At 39.3% G+C, this 22,515-nt stretch carries 21 protein-coding genes; 10 read left to right on the top strand and 11 right to left on the bottom strand.

All coding sequences use genetic code 11. The features are described 5' to 3' along the window. Positions 1 to 7: 7 nt before the first annotated feature. Both F938_RS18420 and F938_RS18415 read left to right on the top strand, forming a co-directional pair. Positions 8 to 631, top strand: coding sequence for an MlaC/ttg2D family ABC transporter substrate-binding protein (locus tag F938_RS18420; protein WP_005034162.1), 624 nt, complete (start codon positions 8 to 10; stop codon positions 629 to 631). A gap of 34 nt (positions 632 to 665) precedes the next feature. Further along, a complete protein-coding gene (locus F938_RS18415) occupies positions 666 to 953 on the top strand; it encodes a hypothetical protein (protein WP_005034161.1) in 288 nt (95 codons plus the stop codon). Between the two features lie 119 nt (positions 954 to 1,072). On the opposite strand, the gene F938_RS18410 is transcribed toward F938_RS18415, so the two are convergent. Then, complete coding sequence (locus F938_RS18410) at positions 1,073 to 2,086, bottom strand: magnesium and cobalt transport protein CorA (RefSeq protein ID WP_004825220.1); 1,014 nt, start codon at positions 2,084 to 2,086, stop codon at positions 1,073 to 1,075. 158 nt (positions 2,087 to 2,244) lie between these two features. On the opposite strand from F938_RS18410, the gene F938_RS18405 reads away from it, so the two are divergent. Next, entirely contained in the window at positions 2,245 to 2,841 is a 597-nt protein-coding gene (locus F938_RS18405; protein WP_005034160.1) for an LOG family protein, read from the top strand. A gap of 120 nt (positions 2,842 to 2,961) precedes the next feature. Beyond that, positions 2,962 to 3,357 carry an NUDIX hydrolase gene (locus F938_RS18400; protein WP_010590771.1) on the top strand — a complete coding sequence of 132 codons (396 nt, stop codon included), beginning with the start codon at positions 2,962 to 2,964 and terminating at the stop codon, positions 3,355 to 3,357. Positions 3,358 to 3,402: 45 nt separating this feature from the next. Here F938_RS18400 and F938_RS18395 read toward each other — a convergent pair whose 3' ends face one another. Next, positions 3,403 to 4,044, bottom strand: a complete 642-nt coding sequence (locus F938_RS18395; RefSeq protein WP_005034159.1) for a ComF family protein — start codon at positions 4,042 to 4,044, stop codon at positions 3,403 to 3,405. A 175-nt stretch (positions 4,045 to 4,219) separates the two neighbouring features. Continuing rightward, the gene (gene recG / locus F938_RS18390) at positions 4,220 to 6,265 is read right to left on the bottom strand and encodes an ATP-dependent DNA helicase RecG (RefSeq protein ID WP_005034158.1); all 2,046 of its coding nucleotides are present in this window, start codon (positions 6,263 to 6,265) and stop codon (positions 4,220 to 4,222) included. A gap of 46 nt (positions 6,266 to 6,311) precedes the next feature. On the opposite strand from recG, the gene F938_RS18385 reads away from it, so the two are divergent. Continuing rightward, positions 6,312 to 7,088: an NAD(P)H-binding protein gene (locus tag F938_RS18385; RefSeq protein ID WP_005034156.1), complete on the top strand. Its 777-nt coding sequence runs from the start codon at positions 6,312 to 6,314 to the stop codon at positions 7,086 to 7,088. 504 nt (positions 7,089 to 7,592) lie between these two features. Here F938_RS18385 and plsB read toward each other — a convergent pair. Continuing rightward, positions 7,593 to 10,178 (bottom strand): glycerol-3-phosphate 1-O-acyltransferase PlsB, encoded by a 2,586-nt coding sequence (gene plsB / locus F938_RS18380; RefSeq protein WP_005034154.1) that lies wholly within the window; start codon positions 10,176 to 10,178, stop codon positions 7,593 to 7,595. A 290-nt stretch (positions 10,179 to 10,468) separates the two neighbouring features. Between plsB and F938_RS18375 the strand changes: the two genes are divergently transcribed. Both F938_RS18375 and F938_RS18370 read left to right on the top strand, forming a co-directional pair. After that, positions 10,469 to 11,344 (top strand): acyl-CoA thioesterase, encoded by an 876-nt coding sequence (locus tag F938_RS18375; protein WP_005034152.1) that lies wholly within the window; start codon positions 10,469 to 10,471, stop codon positions 11,342 to 11,344. Between the two features lie 156 nt (positions 11,345 to 11,500). Then, the gene (locus F938_RS18370; RefSeq protein WP_010590770.1) at positions 11,501 to 12,739 is read left to right on the top strand and encodes a dicarboxylate/amino acid:cation symporter; all 1,239 of its coding nucleotides are present in this window, start codon (positions 11,501 to 11,503) and stop codon (positions 12,737 to 12,739) included. A 458-nt stretch (positions 12,740 to 13,197) separates the two neighbouring features. Here F938_RS18370 and F938_RS18365 read toward each other — a convergent pair whose 3' ends face one another. The 7 genes from F938_RS18365 to F938_RS18335 form a co-directional block, all read right to left on the bottom strand. Continuing rightward, a complete protein-coding gene (locus tag F938_RS18365) occupies positions 13,198 to 14,145 on the bottom strand; it encodes a metal-dependent hydrolase (RefSeq protein ID WP_004825204.1) in 948 nt (315 codons plus the stop codon). 141 nt (positions 14,146 to 14,286) lie between these two features. Then, positions 14,287 to 15,141 carry a ribosome biogenesis GTP-binding protein YihA/YsxC gene (gene yihA / locus F938_RS18360; RefSeq protein ID WP_004825201.1) on the bottom strand — a complete coding sequence of 285 codons (855 nt, stop codon included), beginning with the start codon at positions 15,139 to 15,141 and terminating at the stop codon, positions 14,287 to 14,289. Positions 15,142 to 15,296: 155 nt separating this feature from the next. After that, positions 15,297 to 15,737, bottom strand: a complete 441-nt coding sequence (locus tag F938_RS18355) for an RrF2 family transcriptional regulator (protein ID WP_004825199.1) — start codon at positions 15,735 to 15,737, stop codon at positions 15,297 to 15,299. A gap of 73 nt (positions 15,738 to 15,810) precedes the next feature. Beyond that, positions 15,811 to 16,158 carry a hypothetical protein gene (locus tag F938_RS18350; protein ID WP_004825198.1) on the bottom strand — a complete coding sequence of 116 codons (348 nt, stop codon included), beginning with the start codon at positions 16,156 to 16,158 and terminating at the stop codon, positions 15,811 to 15,813. 163 nt (positions 16,159 to 16,321) lie between these two features. Beyond that, positions 16,322 to 17,083, bottom strand: a complete 762-nt coding sequence (locus F938_RS18345) for a globin domain-containing protein (protein WP_005034149.1) — start codon at positions 17,081 to 17,083, stop codon at positions 16,322 to 16,324. A gap of 289 nt (positions 17,084 to 17,372) precedes the next feature. Continuing rightward, entirely contained in the window at positions 17,373 to 18,932 is a 1,560-nt protein-coding gene (locus F938_RS18340) for a helicase HerA-like domain-containing protein (protein ID WP_005034147.1), read from the bottom strand. A 191-nt stretch (positions 18,933 to 19,123) separates the two neighbouring features. After that, positions 19,124 to 20,314 (bottom strand): PLP-dependent transferase, encoded by a 1,191-nt coding sequence (locus F938_RS18335; RefSeq protein ID WP_005034145.1) that lies wholly within the window; start codon positions 20,312 to 20,314, stop codon positions 19,124 to 19,126. A 180-nt stretch (positions 20,315 to 20,494) separates the two neighbouring features. Between F938_RS18335 and F938_RS18330 the strand changes: the two genes are divergently transcribed. The 3 genes from F938_RS18330 to rplC all read left to right on the top strand — a co-directional run bounded on the left by F938_RS18330 (position 20,495) and on the right by rplC (position 22,504). Next, positions 20,495 to 21,220 carry a type 1 glutamine amidotransferase gene (locus F938_RS18330; RefSeq protein WP_004825194.1) on the top strand — a complete coding sequence of 242 codons (726 nt, stop codon included), beginning with the start codon at positions 20,495 to 20,497 and terminating at the stop codon, positions 21,218 to 21,220. A 274-nt stretch (positions 21,221 to 21,494) separates the two neighbouring features. Continuing rightward, on the top strand, positions 21,495 to 21,806 hold the full coding sequence (gene rpsJ, locus F938_RS18325) for a 30S ribosomal protein S10 (RefSeq protein WP_004725677.1): 312 nt from the start codon (positions 21,495 to 21,497) through the stop codon (positions 21,804 to 21,806). Positions 21,807 to 21,865: 59 nt separating this feature from the next. Further along, on the top strand, positions 21,866 to 22,504 hold the full coding sequence (rplC, locus tag F938_RS18320) for a 50S ribosomal protein L3 (RefSeq protein WP_005034134.1): 639 nt from the start codon (positions 21,866 to 21,868) through the stop codon (positions 22,502 to 22,504). The last annotated feature ends 11 nt before the right edge of the window (positions 22,505 to 22,515 follow it).

Raw genomic sequence — 22,515 nt, 5'->3', positions numbered from 1 at the left:
TATTGAAATGAATATGTTATTAAAACAAACTTTGACTGCAAGTGTTTTGGCTACGATGGTCGCTACAGCTGTTCAAGCTGCGCCAGCGGAAGCACCGCCTGCCTTTGTTAAACGTGTTGCTGATGGTTTGATTTCACGCCTAAAAGCAGAGCATGGTAAATTACAAAATAATCCAGCTGCGGTGAAAGCGATTGTCCGTCAGAATCTTGATCCGTTTGTAGATGGTCAAGCTTTTACACGTATCGTGATGGGGACTTATGCCAATAACAGTACGCCAGCGCAACGTGCTCAATTTGAACAAAACTTCCGTAATACCTTGATTGAAAACTATGGTAGTGCTTTTGCGAAGTATTCAAACCAGACCTATACAATGCGTCCTTATAAAGCGACCAATAGCAAATTCCCTGTTGTGACGATTGATTTCAATAACAACGGTGAAAAAATTCCAGTTTCTTTCCAATTATCTGATGCAGGTAGCCAATGGAAAGTGCGTAATTTAAATGTGTCTGGTATTGATCTAGGTTTGCAATTCCGTAATCAATTTGCGGCAAATGTGCAACGTAATGGCGGTAATATCGATAAAGCCATTGCGACATTTAAACCAGATGCAGATGCTGCTGTAAAAAAATAAGCGTATCTCATTGAGCTAAGATAGGTGTAAGCAAGTGATTGAATTTAAGAATCAGGAATTATATGTCAGTGGTAAAGTTGCTTATGAAAATGCGGAAAGTTATTATTTAAATGGCTTGAAAGTTATTCAAAGTGAGAAAAACTTTCCATTGACGGTAAATCTGTCTCAGCTTGAACATGGTAGTACGCTTGCACTGTCTGTCTTTGTACAATGGCTGCGTCAAACCCCTGATTTACAAGGGTTACAATTTAAAGCAGTGCCAGAAAAAATGATGAAAATCATTCAGGCTTGTCATTTGCAAGATGATTTGAAATTGATTTAAATCACTTCTCAATAAAAAAGCACCATCAGGTGCTTTTTTATTGAATTGAACTTTGTGTCCTAAAATACTGATTAAAATATTCATCGCTTATGCTGAAAAAGTCATATAACCCACCAGTTTTAGATCCATTTTTTCCATCTAAAGTAAGCCAATGGACCAACAAAAAATGCGATCAACAATGAAATAACAACGTAGAAACTCCAATGCCCATGCGCAAAAGGAAGAATTTCAGTGTTCATTCCATAGATGCTGGCGATCAACATGGGTGGTGCAAGCATGCTGGGTAAAATCGAGAATCGACGAATCGTATCGTTCTGTTCTGTGTTAATGAATCCAGAAGTCGTGTCGAGTAAGAAGCGGACTTTTTGAAACAGGAAGGCATCATGTTCAACAAGAGAACGTACGTCTTCGCTTAACTCTCGGATATCAGCATCATAAATATGACTACCCAATGCACGAGGACGCGATAAGAAGGTGAGAACACGGCGTAAATCAATTAAACAGAGCTGTGCCTTTCCAAGCATGTCCTCTTTCTGTGCAAGACGTGTAATCATGTCATCAAGGTCGAGAATCATCTCACGATGACGTACGTTGAGGACTTCAGTAGAGTACAGTTCTAAATCTCTGTGGATATCTTCCAAGATATCCGCAAGCTCATCAAGTTTCGCTTCGAGTAAACCGAGAAGAATCCAAGTTGGATCTTTATAGTCGATTTCATAATCATTACGTCGAGCACGTGCACGGAAGGCGCGAAAGGCAACCAGTTTCTCTCCGCGCAAAGTAAATAAACGCTCTTTATGCAAGATAAAAGCAACGGTTTGTACATTCGCCAGCATATTCGAGGTGTCTTCTGGATCACCCTCAACTTGGTAATTTTTATTTTTTGTTAAAAAATACGTACTGATATGTAGAATACCATCATCATCACGGTAAAATCGTGCAGAAGATGAAATGTCTTCTAAAGATTTGAGGGTTGGTAAGTTTTGCTCATAGGCATCTAAAACCCATTCTTGTTCTTCTTGTGAAGGTGCAATAAGATCAACCCAAACCAATTCAGGATGTAGGTCGAATCCACCATTAATGGTTGCATCTTCTAAGCTACCGCGCTCAGTGGCGTAAAAGGCTTCAAGCATTGTGTCTTTTCTCCCTTGCGCAGTGTGGTGTCAATTTGATGTGTGTATTTTAGACAAGGATTTTAGGAAAAACACTGCTTACAACGCTCTTTTGTAAAAAAAATCTTTATTGTTCGTCTATATTTTTAGCATGACTAAATTAAAATTAGGTTAAATTTATGAATTCTATTGCTATTTTTTGTGGTTCATCTTTAGGTACAGATCAGATTTTTGCTGATGTTGCACAACTGACTGGTGAAACTATCGCCAAGCATGGTCAAACATTGGTTTATGGTGGTGGACGTTCAGGCTTAATGGGGATCGTCGCTGACAGCGCATTGGCGGCAGGTGGTCAGGTAATTGGTGTGATTCCTCAAGGTCTTGTGGATCGTGAGCTGGCACATCCCGGGCTCACTGAACTTCATATTGTGAAAAATATGCATGAACGTAAAACAAAAATGTCTGAATTGTCTGATGGCTTTATTGCATTACCGGGTGGTGCAGGGACGATTGAGGAAATTTTTGAACAATGGACTTGGGCGCAACTCGGCATTCATTTAAAACCATGTGCATTTTTAAATGTTGAAGGGTTTTATGATGATTTGTTGAAATTTATACAGTTGACCACAGACAAAGGATTTTCTAAGGCAAGATTTACAGATCAATTGATTCATTCTGGATCAATTGAGGATATTTTGGCTCAGTTTAAAGCCTATCAAGCACCAGAACCAAAGTGGGGCGTTAAAGAGCGCGAAGAATTGGTAAAATTAGATTAAAACTTAATTTACTGGTTAGTGCTTTATTCAGTTTGTTTCGCTAATTTTTAAAACACAATATATTGTTTTTAATTTTATTAATGTCACAATATATTGTGTTTTTTAATGTTCCTTAGAATGATGAATGTAATTACTGTAGCTGCCGCTGTGATTTTAAATAATCAAAATCAATTATTACTGGTACGAAAAAAGAATACACAGTTTTTTATGCAAGTTGGTGGGAAGTTGGAACCAAATGAAGCACCTGAACAGACCATGTTACGTGAAATCGCAGAGGAAATAGGTGTTCAAGCTGAGATTAAACACTATATTGGTCGATTTGAAACTTCAGCTGCGAATGAGGCAGGGCATCAGTTGGTGAGTTATGTCTATCAAGTTAATTTACCTGATGCACCCAAAATTGATGCAGAAATTGCTGAAATGAAGTGGATTGATTTAGACGATCAACAGACGTTATTGGCACCCTTAACAAGAGAAGTGGTGATCCCTTGGTGTAAGGAAAATTTTTTAAGCTAAGTCAAATGAATTTAAAAAGCATTATTCTTTAAATTATTGCAATGATCATTTCAGAGAAGGATGTGCTGCTGCAATACAAAGACTGGAAATCTGCTGACAGCCCAAGCGTTGTAAAGCTTGGGTGAGGGCATGAATTGAACTTCCTGTTGTGACCACATCATCCACAATCAATACTTTTTTATATTTTCTCTTTTCGGATTGAATGGTTCGAAATTGATGCTCAATGTTTTCCAGTCGTTCAACTCGACTTAAGCCTTTTTGTGAATGTTGAGCTTGTCGAACCACGGGTTGCCAAACAGGAATTTTTAATTGTTTTGCCATAATTTTAGCCACAATCAACATTTGGTTATAACCCCGTTCTTTAAGGCGCTCTGTTGAAATGGGCATGGGAACAATCGCTTGAACTCTAGAAAATCTTAAGTTTAATAAACTATGTGCAAGCACGTTTTGATATTGTAATTGTTGCTCATATTTATAAGTTTGAATGATGCGATCAATTGGGAAATCATAGTGATGTGCGCAAAGTATTTGTTGTTCATGTCGCTCTATGGATTGTTTGTACCAAGGGAGTTGATTCCAACAGTCCTGACATAAGGAGTGAGCTTGTTGTTGGTCAATGCCGCACAGTAAGCATGGAGAAATATATTGAACGCCTTTATGGAGCAGTTGATGGATAAATTGGAGCATATTTTCTAATCTTTATTTGATCAAACTTCAGCGATGATCCATTCATATCAGCAATTTCAAATAAAAACTTTTCATTCGACGACATCCATAAAGACGATAAATCATCACGATTGTGAAAATTGTATTGCAAAATCCTAGCGTAGTCGAAAGCCTAAATCATTCTATTTTCGTTATGTTAAACATAAGCATATCGCGGTGCTTCAGGGAGCCAACGTTTGAGTAATGCTTCTGCACTTTCTGGAAAATCTTTAAGTACTTGGGCAGCCACATAATGCGCTTGATTGAGCAAATGGTCATCTCGTTCAAGTTTGGCAACCCTAAATCCCATATCTCCAGTCTGTTTTGTTCCCAGTAATTCTCCAGGACCTCTGATTTCTAAATCTTTTTCGGCAATGATGAATCCATCATTGGTTTCACGCATAATTCTTAACCGTTCTTGTCCATTTTGAGACAGTGGGTTTTTATAAAGCAGTGCACAGAAACTTGCTGTTGCACCACGTCCTACACGTCCACGTAATTGATGGAGTTGTGAAAGCCCAAGCCGTTCAGCATTTTCAATCACCATAATCGATGCATTGGGCACATCGACACCCACTTCAATCACTGTAGTGGCAATTAAAAGTTGTAATTCATTGTCTTTGAATTGCTGCATTACAGTTTGTTTGTCGTCAGCTTTCATTTTGCCATGCACTAAACCGATATTGAGGTTTGGAAAGCGTTGTTTAATTTCTTGATAAGTTGCTTCTGCTGCTTGTGCATCCAAGGTTTCAGATTGTTCAACCAGTGTACAGACCCAGTACGCCTGTTTACCCTCAGCACAATTGGTAGCAATTCTTGTTAATACTTCTTCACGTCGATCAAGTGGAATCGTGACGGTCTGAATCGGTGTTCGTCCTGGTGGAAGTTCATCAATGACAGAGGTATCTAAATCACCATAGGCAGACATTGCCAGTGTGCGAGGGATCGGGGTGGCTGTCATGACCAGTTGATGAGGAGTGGTGTTATCCACGCCCTTATTGCGTAGCGCCAGACGTTGATCTACACCAAAACGATGTTGCTCATCAATAATCACTAGACCAAGTTTAGAAAATTCAACATTGTCCTGAAATAAGGCATGGGTACCTACAATAACATTGGCTGTTCCATCCTTAATCGTCTGCTCAGCTGCTGTACGTGCTTTACCTTTTTGTTTGCCTGAGAGCCAAGAAACATTTAAGCCTAAAGGTTCAAACCACTTTTTAAAGTTTAAATAATGCTGTTCTGCTAGGATTTCAGTCGGTGCCATCAGTGCAACTTGCCAACCTTCTTCCAAAGCATGACAAGCAGCAACACCTGCAACCAATGTTTTACCTGCACCCACATCACCCTGTACAAGGCGTAACATCGGTTTATTTTGTTTCAGGTCTTTGGCGATTTCATTCGATACACGTTTTTGCGCATCGGTCATTTCAAAGGGCAAACTTGCCAACAGGGCTTTGGCAAATTTTTTGCTTGGCGAAAAAGATGGGGCCGCAATTTGTTGAATATATGCCCGTCGAGTGAGCAAACTAATTTGGTGTGCAACCAGTTCTTCAAAAATCAGACGTTGTTGAGCAGGATGAGCACCTTGCGCAAGCTGTAGCATGTTGGCATTCACGGGAGGGTGATGGATATATTCCAGTGCTTCTTTGAGCGCAAAACCATTGGTGAATTTTTCTGGCAATAATTCAGGAAGCTCATCTGCATGTTGATTCAGTGCCTGTTTGACATATTCACGTAATTTTGGCTGGGTTAAACCTTCTGTAGCGGGATAGATTGCCGTTAATTGTGTTTTAGGAAGCGGTGTATGTTCGGTAATCAGTTGTATTTCTGGGTGATAAAGTTCTAAGCCACGCGCACCGACTCGCACTTCACCAAATATTCTTAAGCGATTGCCTGCTTTCGCTCGATCAGTTAAAGCTTTATAAACATGGTAAAAGCGTAGCGTGACTTTGCCAAAGTCATCTTGTAATAAAATCGCCATGGATTTACGTTTACCAGGTGGCATGTCGATAGATTTAACAACACCTTCTAACAAGTAACTCCGACCTACCTGTAATTGGTTCATGGCAATGATCGTGCTACGATCCTCATAATCCCGTGGCAAATGAAACAGCAAGTCATCTGTTGTGAAAATATTCAGTTTTTCAAGTAAGGTAGCTGCGGCATTGCCAACCCCTTGTAATTGATGAACTGCTGCCATGTCCCCTCAGCTTAAGTTTGATTGATTTTGAAGAATAGGTCGTGTCATGCATATTCTATTTGTAGGTTATGGTAAAACATCACAACGTGTTGCTAAACAATTATTTCAGCAAGATCACCAAATTACCACAGTTAGCCGTAGCCCGAAAGCGGATGATTTTGCTCAGCACTTGATGCAGGATATTCATGCACTCGACTTGTCACATATTCAAGCTGTGGATGCGGTCTATGTCGCACTCGCACCTTCTCGAAATACTTCGCTCAATGCCTTAGACATGTATCAGCACACCTATGTAGATTCTGTACAACCCATCGTCAAGGCACTGAGAAATCATCCAGTGAAACGTATCATCGTGGTGTCATCTACACGGGTGTATGGAGAAAATCAGGGTGAAGTAATCACCGATGATTCTGTAATTATTCCGAGTGATGAACAAGGTCATTTACTGCTAGAAATGGAACAATTGTGGAGACAGGCTTACCCTGTTGAATGTGTGATTGTTCGACCGACAGGAATTTATGGCATGTCTACAATGAGAATGGCAAAACTTGCAGAAACGACTCGAAGTTATCCAAATATTCATTGGTCAAATCGAATCCATATTGATGATCTTGCCAATTTCTTAGCGTATTTGCTTCACGTGGAACATCCTGAAAAATCATATATTTGTACAAATAATAAGCCGCAACCTTTGCATGAAAAAATTTTAAATCTTCAGCGCGAATTGAATTTATCCGAGTTGGCTTTAGAAAGTGATCGGGAGTCGGGAAAGAAAATTTTTGCGGAGAGGGTGTTGGCAAGTGGGTTTAAATTAATGCATTAAGATATAGTCAATCTGTTGAAAAATTCATACAGTAGAATATCATTTCTCTTGATCAATAAAATTAAAGCGATCAATATATTGTTTGATGATATAAAGCTTGCACAGCCACACTTTAGCTCTAAAGTTTAAATTGTTTTGCGTAGGCGATACTTTACTTTTCAGAGATGAAAAGTAACAAAAATCTTCCGTTGAGCGAGGGGTACATCCTAATACCCCCGCTCAACATGGCGACATCCATGTCGCCTCGTGATAGCAATACTGTTTATGATTCAAAAGTACAAAATAAATGAATCATCCAAATCACTTGTATGAATAATCAGGCGGTTTGACTATAGCTATAAAGCCTAAGAATAAAGATGATCAGTAGGTGATGAATATAAATGTAACCCGAACAAAGAGAGATTCTTTGATAGAAATATTCACATTTTTATAATTTCCCATTTCCTAATCGGAGAGAGGTAGCTAATCATCCCCCTCCTCCTAAAGGAAGAAGGGGGGTGACATTTATTTTTTCTTGCGCTTTAAACGCTTCTTGGCTTGTTGTGCGGCTAAAGCATCTAACGCCTCTTTTAGCTCCTCATCGGTAAACGAGGTAATGTGGTGAAGCATTTGTAAGGTCACATCATCCAGTACCAAATTGGCATATTGCGCAACATTTCTGAACTGCTCATCAAAAACGATTGCATGATCTTCGTTGGTTTTAATATAACCTTGTTCAATTAACACTTTCATAAAACTTTGGAATAAAGCTTTATCAAAGAACTCAGGTGAATTGAACTCGTACAATACGGATAAACGTTGTCCAACCAAATGACTTAATTCTTCAACTTGGCGAATTGAGATATTTCCAGAGCCACGCTGAGTAATAAGCGCAAGCGTCATGTAATAACGTTCAAGACTTTGACGAACAGGTGCAGCTAAAACAGCAAGTTGATTGTGGTCTTCAGAGTTTGGTGCAGGGCTAAAGATAAAGCCTTCATCATCGACAAAAATTAAATTTGCTTGTGCCAAAGCATCGACATATTCAGTCACTTGAGCTTTGATTTCATGATCTTTCCATTTTAAAAACAATTCAGCTTTTAAGAATGGGTATAGTGTGCGAATCACATTGAGCAGATCGCTCTGGCTGATTTTACCATTATGCTCGACCAAAGCAGCAATCAATGATGGAAGTACAAAGGCGTGTAAAATATTATTGCGGAAGTAGGTCAGTAAAATAGCTTGATTATCTTCAATCGCAATAATATCACCCAGTACATGCTGAACCCGTTTAATCAATTTCAGTTTCATGCCATAAGCAATGATTTCTTTACCTGAAAGTGGTGTCACCTGAGTGCGTTGATCATAAGGAATTGCCGTCAATAACTTACGATAAGTATCCAGTTGTTTAATGCAGATTTCTTCATCCAAAGTGTGTTTTGGTGTCGCCAATAAAATAAGTGATAACAGCGAAACAGGATTGATCACTACAGCGCGGTTAATATTTTCTAAAATGGCATTGGCAGAACTGTTGACTGCATTGGATACTTCTTGAGGGATCGGCGCATCATTGTGTTCAATGCGGATTTGATCTGCACCATGCTGTTTCAATAAGTCGTCTAAAAACACAGGTTCGCCGAAGTTAACATGTACTTTACCAAAAATACGCTCAATTTTTTTCAGGGTTTGTACAATCCCCCAAATGGATTCAGCCTCTTTGGGTTTACCATTCATTTCACCCACATAGGTTGCGCCTTCCATCAAGCGTTCATATCCCACATAGGTTGGAATGAAAACAATCGGTTTGGCACGACCACGTAAGTGACCATGTACCGTCATTGCCAACATCCCTGTTTTAGGAGGTAATAAGCGTCCTGTGCGAGAGCGCCCACCTTCAATAAAGTATTCAAGTGGCGTATTACGAGAAAGAATGCTGAATAAATATTCTTTAAACACTGATGTATATAAAGCATTACCACGGAAAGAGCGACGAATAAAGAATGCACCACCACCACGAAGCAATTGCCCTACAAATGGCATATTCAAGTTATCACCAGCGGCAATATACGGCACCATCAAACCACGTTTATAAATCACATAAGACAACAGTAAGTAGTCAATATGACTGCGATGACATGGGGTATAAATCACTTCATAGTCTTTGACCAATTCACGTACTGTATTGAAGTTATGTACTTCAACACCATCGTAAAGTTGCGTCCATAGACGGGTTAATGCCATATCGGCAAAGCGTACAGCCGAAGCGGAATAATCCGATGCAATTTCGTTGACAAAACCGATGGCACGACGTTCAGCATCAATCATACTGATTTTAGAGCGAACACTTTCTTTGCGAATCGCATCTTGGACATCAGGTGCTTTGATCAAAGATTGCATCACATTACGGCGATCAGATAAATCTGGTCCAAGAATAACTTCTCGCTGGCGATCTAGAAAGTCATTGAGTTGATTGACAATATAGGTTGCTGGAGAAATGTTGGGATGATGGATTTTTGCATGTTCAACTAAGCCACGCAGTGATTGTGCTTCATGAAATTCTAAGAAGGACTGACGACCATGTAAGCCGATATTCATCAATTGTTTGACTTTACTTGGTGTCGCCCAAGTGTCGGTAAACAAAAGTTTAAACCAAGAATCTTCTTTATCAGGTGAACGTCCCCATAATACTGTCACAGGAATCAGCTCAATGTCTAAGTTCGAATCTTGATCCAGAGACTCAATCAATCGGAGTAAACGTGGCGGAAATGCATGCTCAGGAGGGTTAAAATAATTATTTTCATCCTGATGCTGTAAAAACAGAATCGCCGCTTTTTCACGGTTCGCACCAATCACTAGTGGATCAAGGGCTGGCGCAAGTTGTAAACGACGTGTTTCACCATCAACGACCAAAGCATTACTTCTAGAGTAATTCTGTAATACATAACACACTACTTTCTGAGGTGTTGATGTATTATTTTCAGTGCGATCTGTTGACTGGTCTAGCGTTGGAGTTTCTGTAGGAACCTCTCCAAGAACATGTGGGGTTACCACAAGGTCAAGTATTTTACTCGAAAGTCGACGATACATTTGACCAAAGCCACTCTTGGACATAAATACTCCTAGCCAATGATGAATCACGCAATACAGCGTATAAAAATAAAAGTTTCTGTAATTGAAGCACAGAACAGGATGTCATTTTCTGACAAATTCACTATTTCTTGTCAGATTTTATCGTTAAAAATCGTATTTTAAACAATCCAGCTAGACAAGAGAAGTGACAGCATAGTTTATGAAAGTTTAGTTTATCACTCTGGATTTATGGCAAAATAGAGTTAAATCTCTAAAATATGAATACTTTATTCTATCCATTTGAATAAAGTCAGTATATAGATAGGTCACTTATGAATGCTTTAACCCAAGAGCTTGTAGAGCTTTTAACGCTAGAAAAACTTGAAGAACATATTTTCCGTGGTCAAAGCCGAAACTTAGTGGGCAAACGTGTTTTTGGTGGACAGGTTTTAGGGCAAGCGCTACGAGCAGCATCATATACTGCGGACCGTCCTGTACATTCATTGCATGCCTACTTCTTATATGGTGGGGATATTAATGCCCCGATTATTTATGAAGTGGATCGTTTGCGTGATGGTAAAAGCTTTTTAAGTCGTCAAGTGCGTGCCATTCAACATGGGCGTACTATTTTTTCAGCAATGGTTTCATTTGCAACACCTGAAGAGGGGTTGAATTATCAAATTGCTGAACCTGAATATCCAGATCCAGAATCATTAAAATCTGAACAGGAATTAAAAGAAAATTTAATCAGTTTTATTCCTGAAAACATTCGTGCTGCATTTATGCGTCCACGTCAGGTAGAAATTCGTCCGATTAACGTAACCAATCCTTTTCAACCGCAGCCAGAAGCGCCATCCTATGCGCATTATTTGCGTACACATGAGCCATTAGCCGCGGAATTGGTAGATGATATTTCATTAAATCAGGCGATTGTTGCCTTCTATTCAGATTATACCTTGATGATGACTGCATTGCGTCCACACGGTTTAAACTATCTCTCGCCAAGTTTGCAGTGTGCGAGTATTGATCATGCGATCTACTTTCATAAGCCTGTCAAAGCAGATGATTGGATGCTGTATGACATGGATGCAACGGTCAGTGCAAATTCACGCGGTCTAAACTTTGGGCGGATGTGGCAAAATGGTGAATTGGTGTGTAGTACTGTTCAGGAAGGTCTGATGCGTGTACGTGAAATCGAAACACAATAAACGAATAAACCATTCAGGATTAAACCATAAAGAATTAAGCCATCACCATTGATGGCTTTTCTATTTTTTAGCAGAGCTTGTGACAAAAAAATGCTCGATTCTAAATAACTTCAATGGCATAGTTTAAAATGTGAAAATATATAACAGTCAATGACGATGAGCTTAAATACCCAAATTTTAATTGCCGCCATTCTTGGTGTGGCATTTGGATTTCTGTTAAACCAATTCCCTGATACTCAGTTTTTAGACGGCAGTATTTATACTTTGAGTATCGCCAGCAGTATTTTTATTGGTTTACTCAAAATGCTGTTGGTACCGCTAATTTTCAGTTCAATTTTAGTTGGGGTTTCTAATTTAGAAGCAGGTAGCCAGTTAAGCCGTGTCTGGAAAATTACCTTAGCTTGCTGTGTAACGACAACCACTTTGGCACTGATTCTTGGTTTGGCCTCCACTCACTTTTTCCATGTCGGGCAGGGTGTGGATATTGACTTGTTTAAAGATGCTATGAGTCAGCATAAAAGCCCTGATTCATTAACGCCTAGTTCATTTCTGACCAATTTTATTCAAAATACCTTAATTAACCCTTTTAAAGCTTTTAGCGATGGCAATGTTTTGGCGGTTGTGCTGTTTGCATTGTTATTGGGTTTAGCATTGGTGCAGGGCGGAGAACGTTTTAATTCAATCAAACAACTGGCACGTCAATTTTTTGACATTATGATGATGTTGGTTGGTTGGGTAATGAAAGTTGCGCCAATTGGTATTTTTGCCTTAATGGCAAAGCTGATTGCAACAGAAGACATCTCTATTTTGAGCCGTCTTGCTGAGTTTGCGATTGTGGTTACTGGGACAACCATATTTCATGGCGTGGTGGTTCTACCGCTGTTGTTATGGATTTTTGGGAAAATGGATCCCATCACTTTTTTCAAAGGAACGCGTGCGGCATTAATCACGGCCTTTGCGACCAGTTCAAGTTCAGCAACAATGCCTTTAAGTCTGAAATGTACCCAAGAAAATTTAGGGGTACGTCCACAAATTGCAGGTTTTGTCGTTCCATTCGGTTCGCAGTTAAACATGGATGGGACCGCACTTTATGAAGCAGCAGCAGCATTATTTATTGCAAACCTCATGGGATTGGAGTTATCGATTACCCAACAAATTATTGTGTGTTTGACAGCGATGATTGCATCATTAGGTGCCCCAGGAATCCCAAGCGCAGGTATGGTCACCATGATTATGGTCTTACAGTCTGTGGGCTTGCCTGCTGAGGCGATTGCGATTTTATTACCAATTGATCGAATTCTCGATACGGTGCGTACTGTAGTGAATGTGCAAGGGGATATGATGATCAGTGTTGTGGTTGATCGACATACTCGAGATATGGAAAGTTCATCTTAGTACAGGGTGTAGACAGAAGCGTTATGCACTTATTTTAAAGTGTTAACTGATGTTACGCAGTAACTCTAAAATTAAATTTTGGAGCTAGAAGAATGTGGATACGCGGAAACGTCATCCGCAATTGCTTGAGGCAGAACTCCTTCTAATAAGTAAAGTTTCTGCGAAATTTTGAATATTTTGACGATAGTGAATGAGTTCTGCGGTGAGCAGCGATGTCGCTGCACAAGATGGTTGCCCTTGCGGAGCTTTGCTCCTCATGCCAAAGCAAAAGTACCTCGAGCCGAAGGCTATTCCATAAATTTAAACTTTGGATGTAAGTCTCCGTCGTGTAAATTTAGCTTTTTCTTTTTCACCTACTTAATTTAAATCAAGTGCGTAACATCAGGTGTTAAGCATAAAAAAGCAGGATTTAAAATCCTGCTTTTTTGATTTCAGTACTATTTAGGCTTGAGCAGTCCCTATGCTGCAACTCTAGGCAAAGCGCGTTTTGCAGCAGGCGATTGATCTAAATACGCAATTGCATCTTCAGTTTTGGCTTCATGTACAGGGTCGTACCATGGCATTAAATACCCCAACTGCTGTGAAACCAACCAAAGAGGGTGTGGCATTAAACGATTGTCAGATTGTGCAATACTTGCCCATTCACGCCAAATCCAAGGTTTATAGAATGCTGGCTTTTTGTCTGCAAAACGTGGGTCTTGTCCCATGATATGTGCAGCACCATCTACCCATAAACCTAATACGGCAGCAATCACGATCACACTTTGATAATAACGTGAAATATAACCACCACCTAAGTGACGATATAGATCAAATGCAACTGTGCGATGTTCAATCTCTTCTGCACCATGCCATTTGACCAAATCGAGCATGTTTGGATCTGCGCCTAATTCAGCCCACTTTTTATTATAAAGTGCATATTTACCCAATACACAGGTCATATGTTCAACAGTTGCCACAATACCTAAACGGAACAAATCCCATTGATGATCAAGAACTTTAGGAACTTTGAAACCAAGTGGTTGATCTGCCAGTAACTTTCCAAACAAGAAATCCATAATTTCAAGATTTCTTTGAATATCAATATGGCGAACGGTTAAGTATTCTTTATTTGCTGACACATGTGCTTGTGCATGCATGGCTTCTTGGCGGATAAAAGCACGAACATCTTCTGCAAGTTTTTCATCTGTGACTTTGGGTAAAACGCGGTTGTATAAACGGCAGAACCAAAACTCACCCGCAGGAAGAATATTGTTGATCTCGTTGATAAAGTAGCTGACAAAAGGCTGATTTGGAATCCAATCGACTGGTGTGTCTTGCCATTCAAACTTCACTTTACGTGGTTTGATGTGGTACTGAATAGACGATCCAATCCGACTGTTTTTAAATTTAGCGAGTAACTTCATCACAGTGTCCTAATTTTTCTTTGGTGATTTCACACTTTATTTATTCAAGTATAAAAAAATGTCCTAAATAGTTATTAGCAATTTAGGACATTGAAGTATCAATATGTGATGAATTTTGTCAGACAAGACGATTTTTAGTTGTTACTCTGGTTTTTCATTTATATTTCCATCAATATTTTCAACATCAAGGTCTGCTTCAGCATCTTGATCGATAAACTCATCTTCGATGTCGTCAGCACTGAGTTCTGGAATCGCATCGAGATCAAAGCCTAAAGTTTTATCTAAGGTGTAATTTAGACGACCTGCCATCACAGAAGCGAGTTCTTCTAAACCTTGTTTATTCAGTGATGAGAACAGTTGAATCGAAAAGTTCAGCTTCATCTTTTTGAGTTGTTGCTGTACTTCTAACAATGCTTTATTGGCAGGACCACGATTGAGCTTATCTGCTTTAGTGAGTAGAACGTGTACAAACAAATGACGAGAATATGCCCATTCCAACATCATGACATCAAAATGTTGCAGAGGATGGCGAATATCCATCAATAAAACTAAGCCTTGTAAACTTTTTCGATGAATCAAATAATTTTCAAGTTCTTTTTGCCAAACGATTTTCATTGCTTCAGGGACAGCGGCATAACCATAACCCGGTAAGTCGACTAGACGTTGGTCTGGATTTCCCAAGCTAAAGAAGTTAATCATTTGGGTGCGACCAGGTTTCTTAGATGCGCGTGCCAATTGTTTTTGATTGGTTAGTGCATTGATGGCGCTGGATTTCCCTGCATTTGAGCGACCCGCAAAGGCGATTTCATAACCTGTATCTTCTACACAAAGATTCAGTTTTGGCGCACTCATCAAGAATTCAGCTTTACGTAACCAGTTTAAAGATGAGGTTGAGTATTCCGAAATCGCAGGATCAGCCTTTTTTTCATAACTGATTTTCTGTTTAGGGGCATGTGATGCCTTACTATTTTTAGACTTTCCACTGCTGCGATGCATACTTCAACTTCAATAAATGGATAAACAAGGGACATTATAAAGGAAGTCGAAGATTCAAGCGAATTTTGACACAGATAATTCAAACGGGATTGAGGCGCTTATTTAAATGCAGACATTAAAATAATTTTAAAACAGTTCAATTGAGATCCAAATGCTTAAACATTCAAGTTTGGGATAGGAGAGTTAACAATGGTAGTTTGTGGTGGGGCATTTAAAACATCGGCAACCGTATATTGGTCTAAACTCTGATAAAACTGTTCAACTGCCTGATCTAGAATACCTTTTAAACCGCAACGAGGGCGAAGGACGCATGGTGGGGTATTGCATTCTACGATTTGTGCATCACCTTGCAGGATGCGCACGATATGCCCTAATCGAAACTCAAGGATTACAGGGTTTAAGCGTAAACCTCCACCTTTACCACGCGTGGTAATTAACCAGTCCTGTTTTCCCATAAAATGCACAATTTTAACCAAATGATTCTGTGAAACATTCAAGTCTTGTGCAATTTCGGCAATCGTATAAGGTGTATCTCTTGGAAGAGAGATGTACATCAAAATACGTAAGGCATAGTCGGTAAATTTATTAAGTTGCATAGATTTAAATTAATTGGACATGAACAGATTGCATGTTTATCTTAGCGTGAATAGACAATGAAAGATATGTTGTCTACAAATTGGCATATTCGAGGATCTCTTGTCCCATGAGTATGCAACCACTTTGGCTATAATACTCAAAGCGCATACGATACTGACCTTTATATATGTAGCCCCAGACTTCTAATACATCGAATCTTTGCTTTTTATTACGTGGGTTGACGATAGATGGAAGCGCTTTGACCTCTGGTTGAATTTCAATACGATCATCTGGACCAAAATGAAACTCTAAAAGTTTGGCGGCTTGTTTGATTGCTTGATCTTTACATTGCGTAGAAGATTTTATTTCAGCTGCATGGCTAGCCACTGAAAAAGATAACAAACTAATGCTTAGACTGAGAATCAATATGATACGTTGCATGATCTGAACTCTGGTTCATCAATATAAGTATCAGTGTATAAATATTGATTTAAAAGTTAAAGCGCAAAAAGATCAACGATAGTGTAGAGATTTTGAGCTATTCAAAGCATCGTAATGTATGGATTAATCAGACACCATACATTACGGGAAATATCATTGAGTATTATTTTACCTGTGGTGCAGTCAATTTGACTTGATCACCCACTTGATAGTGATTCAATAATATATTGGATACCGAATATTCAGTGTGATTTTCTTCAGGCTTTACAGCAAATTGATAAGTGTTTTCAGTCGCCTGAAGGACAGTGTATTGATGTGGTTGCTCAATATTTTTTTGCGGTACTTTTACTTTCACTGAAATGAATTCGCCTCCATGAATCTGGGCAACTGTCTGTTGATCTGCTGACTGTACAGTAAATATTTTACCGTTTTCAGATACTTCAATCGCGATAATTTTAAATGCTCTCCAACCTGCCCAACCGCCATTTTGAGCAACTAGGTTTTCATATTTTTGCTTTTCAACACCAATCAAAATATCTGCCAATTGTAGATAAGCCACTTTCCATGCAGCAATCAATTCAGAGTCCATCGGCACATCTAAAACTTCGCTAATAGAATGCAGTAGATTCTCTCCGACAATTGAATACTGATCAGGTTGAATATCTAAGCTAACATGCTTGGTCGTAATGTGTTGAACTGCTTTTGCTAAAACAGCAGGATTTTCAATATTCTCAGCATAAGCCAAAACTGCTGCTGCAAGTGCACGAGGTTGGCGACCTGAGTTTTGACTATCTAAGTTGAAAATATTGTTCAGCTCAGGATTATTACCCAACATTCTTTTATAAAAATAGCTGGTTAATGCAACACCATTTTCACGAAGTACAGGGACTGTAGATTTTACAAGTTCAATATGCTGTGGAGTCATTGGCTAGACCTTTTTTATCTGGCTTTATAAGATGTATTTAAAATACATCTTATTAAAAATATTTGCAATACATCTATTTGAAAAAGACATAAAATAATTATGGTTTATTTTAAGATTAAGCCTTATTGCTTGAAATAAATGAATTTATTTTTAGATTTTCTGAAAGTTCTTATATGAGTTCGGAGCAAATGATAAGAAAAAAGCAAATATCAAAATAAGTAATATATGTGGCTAAAGCATGGGAAATAAAAAGGAGCGTTAACGCTCCTCATAGATGTGTTTAAAAGAATTAACGTCCACCAAATAACGAACCTAATAAGCCACGTACCAGTTTTTGTCCTGTTGGACCGCCAAGTGTTCTGGCTGCACTCTTGGCAAATGTACCAATGACATCCTGCGTCAGTTTGGCACGAGCAGCGGCGGCTTTGGCTTCTTCTTTTTGTAAACGTTCTTGCTCTTTGGCTTGTTGTTTGTCTAGGACTTGTTGCTGTTTTGCGAGTTCTTCCAATTGTTTGGCTTGTTGTGCGGCAGCTTCAAAGGCAACTTGTTGCTGTGTGTTGTCGGTCACTTTACGTTGAAGCATTTCATAGGCACTGTCACGATCCACTTCATTGTCATAAACACCCGCCACAATACTTTGTGCCATCAGAGCTTTACGTTCTTCAGGTGTGATTGGGCTAAAAGAGGAGTAGGGTGGCATAACCATACCACGCTCTACAATTTGGGGGGTGCCTTGCTCATCCAGAAAACTAATTAATGCCTCACCAACTGCCAGCTCTGTAATGGCTTGATCAACTTTGAATTCAGGGTTGGCACGGAAAGTATCTGCAGCTGTTTTTACTGCTTTTTGGTCCTTGGGGGTGAATGCACGTAAGGCATGTTGTACTCGATTTCCCAATTGCCCTAATACATTTTCAGGAATATCCAGTGGGCTTTGAGTGATGAAATAAATACCCACGCCTTTTGAACGAATCAGACGAACCACTTGTTGGATTTTTTCTTGCAATGTTGGACTGGCATTATTGAATAATAAATGAGCTTCATCGAAAAAGAATACCAATTTAGGTTTGTCTAAATCACCGACTTCAGGCAATTTCTCAAATAACTCTGAAAGCATCCACAGCAAAAAGGTTGCATAAAGCTTTGGCGTATTCATCAACTTATCCGCAGCCAATAGGTTGATGTAGCCATGCCCATTTGAATCAGTTTGAATAAAATCCATAATGTCTAGGCTTGGTTCACCAAAAAAACGCTGTCCGCCTTGATCTCCTAAAGCCAATAAATTACGTTGGATTGCACCTAAGCTGGCAGGAGAGAGATTGCCATATTCAGCTTTTAAGTCAGCAGCATTTTCGCTGACATAAGTCAACATGGCTTTTAAATCTTTAAAATCAATCAATAATAAACCTTGGTCGTCTGCAACACGGAACACAGCTGAAAGCACACCTTCTTGGGTATCATTTAAATTCAACATTTGTGCCAACAATAAGGGACCAATTTCTGAAATGGTGGTGCGAATTGGATGTCCTTGTTCACCAAATAAATCCCAAAAAATGGTTGGTGATGCGGCAAAAGGGATACTGTCTATCCCTAAGCTTTTAATGCGTTCATCGAATTTAGGATTGCTTGAGCCAGCTTTGGCAATACTGGATACATCACCTTTGGCATCAGCAAGAAATACTGGAACACCAATTCTGGAAAAACTTTCAGCGAGCACTTTTAGGGTTACGGTTTTACCAGTACCTGTCGCACCTGCAATGAGTCCGTGACGATTGGCAAATTGTGAGTGTAGAACAATATCTTGAGTGGAATCTGAGGTCTTTTTTGCAATGACGATTGGTGTGCCCATTGTTATTCCTATAGCTTTGATCTAAGTTCGAATCTTATTCATTTGACTCGGTATTTATATGCTTATTGTTATACAAAATTGCATAAAATGATGATGTTGTAAATCTGTGTTCAGTGATAAAAAGTTTTCACGTATCAAAAGCGATACGTGAAGTCATTAAAGCGCTATATTAAAAAAATATCAGATATAAATTAAATTGAAATCGCTTGAAGAGCTGTTTGAATATCATAGATTAAATCTTCTGGATCCTCTAATCCAATACAAAAACGCACCAAGATTCCTTGTTGTAAATGTGGACGTTCTAGCTGACGCATCTGGTCAAGTTGATACAACATCACAAGGCTTACTGGACCGCCCCAGCTAAATCCGAGCTTAAATAGTTGAAGCTGATCGCAAAATTTACGAACTGCCGCGAGATCGAATTCGGATTTGAAGATCACGCTGACGAGTCCAGCACTTTGCTGAGTTTCACAAGTTTCTTTCCAATAAGCGTGACTCACATTGTCTGGGTCCGCTGGATGTAAAACCTGTGCAAAGACCGCTTGTTGTTTTAACCAGTTTAAGAGTTTTAAGGTACTTTGAGATTGATGCTGATAACGCAATTGCATTGACGCTAGACTACGTTGTACTTGGGCAGCATCATCACCTGATATGGAGATTCCTTGTATTGCATGCATACGATACAACTGATGATGTAAAGCCCGATCTTGTGTAACCACAGAACCCATCAAAATATCGCCCCCACCACTAGGGTATTTGGTGAGTGCATGTATGCTGATATCAACGGCTAAATGTTCTTGGCTAAAATCAAAAGCATTAAATGCCAGTCCTGCGCCCCAAGTATTATCCAAAGCGACCAGTATATTTTTGGCTTTTGCTTTTTTCACTAAATTAATCAAATCTGGGAATTCAAGCGTGACTGAACCTGCGGCTTCGAGCCAGATTAATTTTGCTTGTTCAGACGGTTGAAATGAGTCAGCACAAATAGGGTCATAAACTTTGACGATGATCCCATAGCGTTGTTCAAGATTGCGCAAATGTTCCATATTTGGACCATAGATATTGTCTGCAACCCAAACTTCATCACCATGGCTTAAAAAACATGAGTTCACAAGGTTGATGGCTGATAACCCACTTGGAGTAAGCAAGCAATATTGACCACCTTCTATTTTTGCAATGTTGTCACCCAGCGTGAAAGTTGTTGGAGTGCCGTGGGTACCATAACTATAGTCATAATCATCAGTCCAATGGCGATTAAATAGTGCATCGGTATTTTCGAATATGATTGTCGATGCACGAAATAAGGGAGGTTGAACTGTATGGATGTACTGTGGCGCTTGTCTTGGAGAATGAATTAAAGCTGTTTGTGGTTTTAGTTTCACAAGAATACTCAAATTTTGTAAATATCAGGACTAAAATAAGGAAAACATAATCACTCGGTGACGAAAAGCAATAATTTGTGAAAAATAATAAATAAAACTGATATTGGCTTCATTTTTGCATTTGTTGAACTGTGTTTTTTGATTTGTAGCGTAGTCGATACAACAAGAATAGGTGATAACATGAAAAAACTTAAAGTGCATTATTTTCAACATATTGCAGGTGAAGGCTTTGGTAGTTGCTATGAATATTTAAAGGCAATGGGTGCCGAAATTACTGCAACAGAGTTTTTTGCTTTACCGACAGATTCAGCATTAGATATAGATGCATTACCTCATGTCAATGATGTGGATTTGCTCATTATTATGGGTGGGGAAATGAGTGTAAATGATGAAGCAAACTTTCCTTGGTTAAAAGTGGAAAAACGCTGGATTAGACGTTATTTGGCATCTGAGAAACCGGCAATTGGCTTGTGCTTGGGTGGGCAGTTAATTGCTAATGCACTTGGTGCAAATGTGCGCCGTAATAATGTGCAAGAGTTAGGCTGGACTTTTGTCAACAAAAGTGATCATGTGCCAGCAGAATACTTTCAACTTCCTGAGCAAATCAGTGTCATGCAGTGGCATAGTGAGACTTTTGATATTCCTAAAGGTGCGATTCGTTTGGCAGAAAATCAAGCATGTCCAAATCAACTCTATCAAATTGGTAAAAATGTTTTGGGTTTCCAGTTTCATCCAGAAATTACACCGCATAGCTTAAACATATTTATCGAGCATGAAGAGGAAGGAATGGTATTTAGCGATATACATAATCAGTCACTCTCCAATTTGAAAAAAACGCCAAACGCAGATTATGTCATTGGAAACCAGTTGCTGAATCATGCAATTGACTATGTTTTAAGGGTTTAAACCTTTGTTTAAATCTTAAACATTTTATTTCTTTACCAATATTGGAATACTGCGAAAAAAATCTAAATTTATTTGCTTAAGCGTTAAACAATCGTTATAATGGGCGACCCTTCGATATGAAGGGATGAATGGCGAAGAAAGTCATTCAGATCGTTACAGTCGTGGCATCGATCACGACCTTAGTGATTTTCACTGCCTTTGACACTTGCCTTATTTAGTGGGGTGAGATGCGTCAAGGGTGATTCTTTATATATTTGGCTTGGAGTTAACTGGTATGTCTAACCAGAGAATTCGTATCCGTCTTAAGTCTTTTGATCATCGTTTAATTGATCAATCTTCTCAAGAGATCGTAGAAACAGCAAAACGTACTGGCGCACAAGTTTGTGGTCCAATTCCGATGCCTACTCGCATCGAACGTTTTAACGTTTTGACATCACCACACGTGAACAAAGATGCGCGTGACCAATATGAAATCCGCACATATAAACGTTTGATCGACATCGTTCAACCTACAGACAAAACTGTAGATGCATTGATGAAGTTGGATCTTGCAGCTGGTGTTGATGTTCAGATCGCATTGGGTTAAGGCTTTCGGTTAATTAACGCTCTAAGTTAATTAAGCCGCTTTTTTAGAGGTTTATGCACATGGCTATTGGTTTAGTCGGTCGCAAGTGCGGTATGACACGTATCTTTACAGATGCTGGTGTTTCTGTGCCTGTAACAGTGATTGAGGTTGATCCTAACCGTATCACTCAAATCAAAACGCTTGAAACTGATGGTTATCAAGCGATTCAAATCACTACTGGTGAACGTCGCGAATCTCGCGTAACTAACGCTCAAAAAGGTCACTTTGCGAAAGCTGGTGTTGCTGCTGGTCGTTTGGTTAAAGAATTCCGCGTTGCAGAAGCTGATCTTGAAGGTCGTGAAGTTGGTGGAACTATCGGTGTTGATTTGTTCACAGTAGGTCAAGTTGTTGATGTTACTGGTCAATCAAAAGGTAAAGGTTTCCAAGGTGGTGTTAAGCGTTGGAACTTCCGTACGCAAGATGCTACACATGGTAACTCTGTATCTCACCGTGTAATCGGTTCTACAGGTCAAAACCAGACTCCTGGTCGCGTGTTCAAAGGTAAAAAAATGCCTGGTCACTTAGGTGATGATCGCGTAACTGTACAAGGTCTTGAGATTGTATCTATTGACGCAGAACGTTCAGTTCTTGTTGTTAAAGGTGCGGTTCCTGGTGCTACTGGTGGCGACGTTATCGTTCGTCCTACGATCAAGGCCTGAGGGGAAATAAC

The organism is Acinetobacter bereziniae LMG 1003 = CIP 70.12 (assembly GCF_000368925.1).
Taxonomy (GTDB): domain Bacteria; phylum Pseudomonadota; class Gammaproteobacteria; order Pseudomonadales; family Moraxellaceae; genus Acinetobacter; species Acinetobacter bereziniae.
This window is presented reverse-complemented; position numbering and strand designations above follow the sequence as displayed.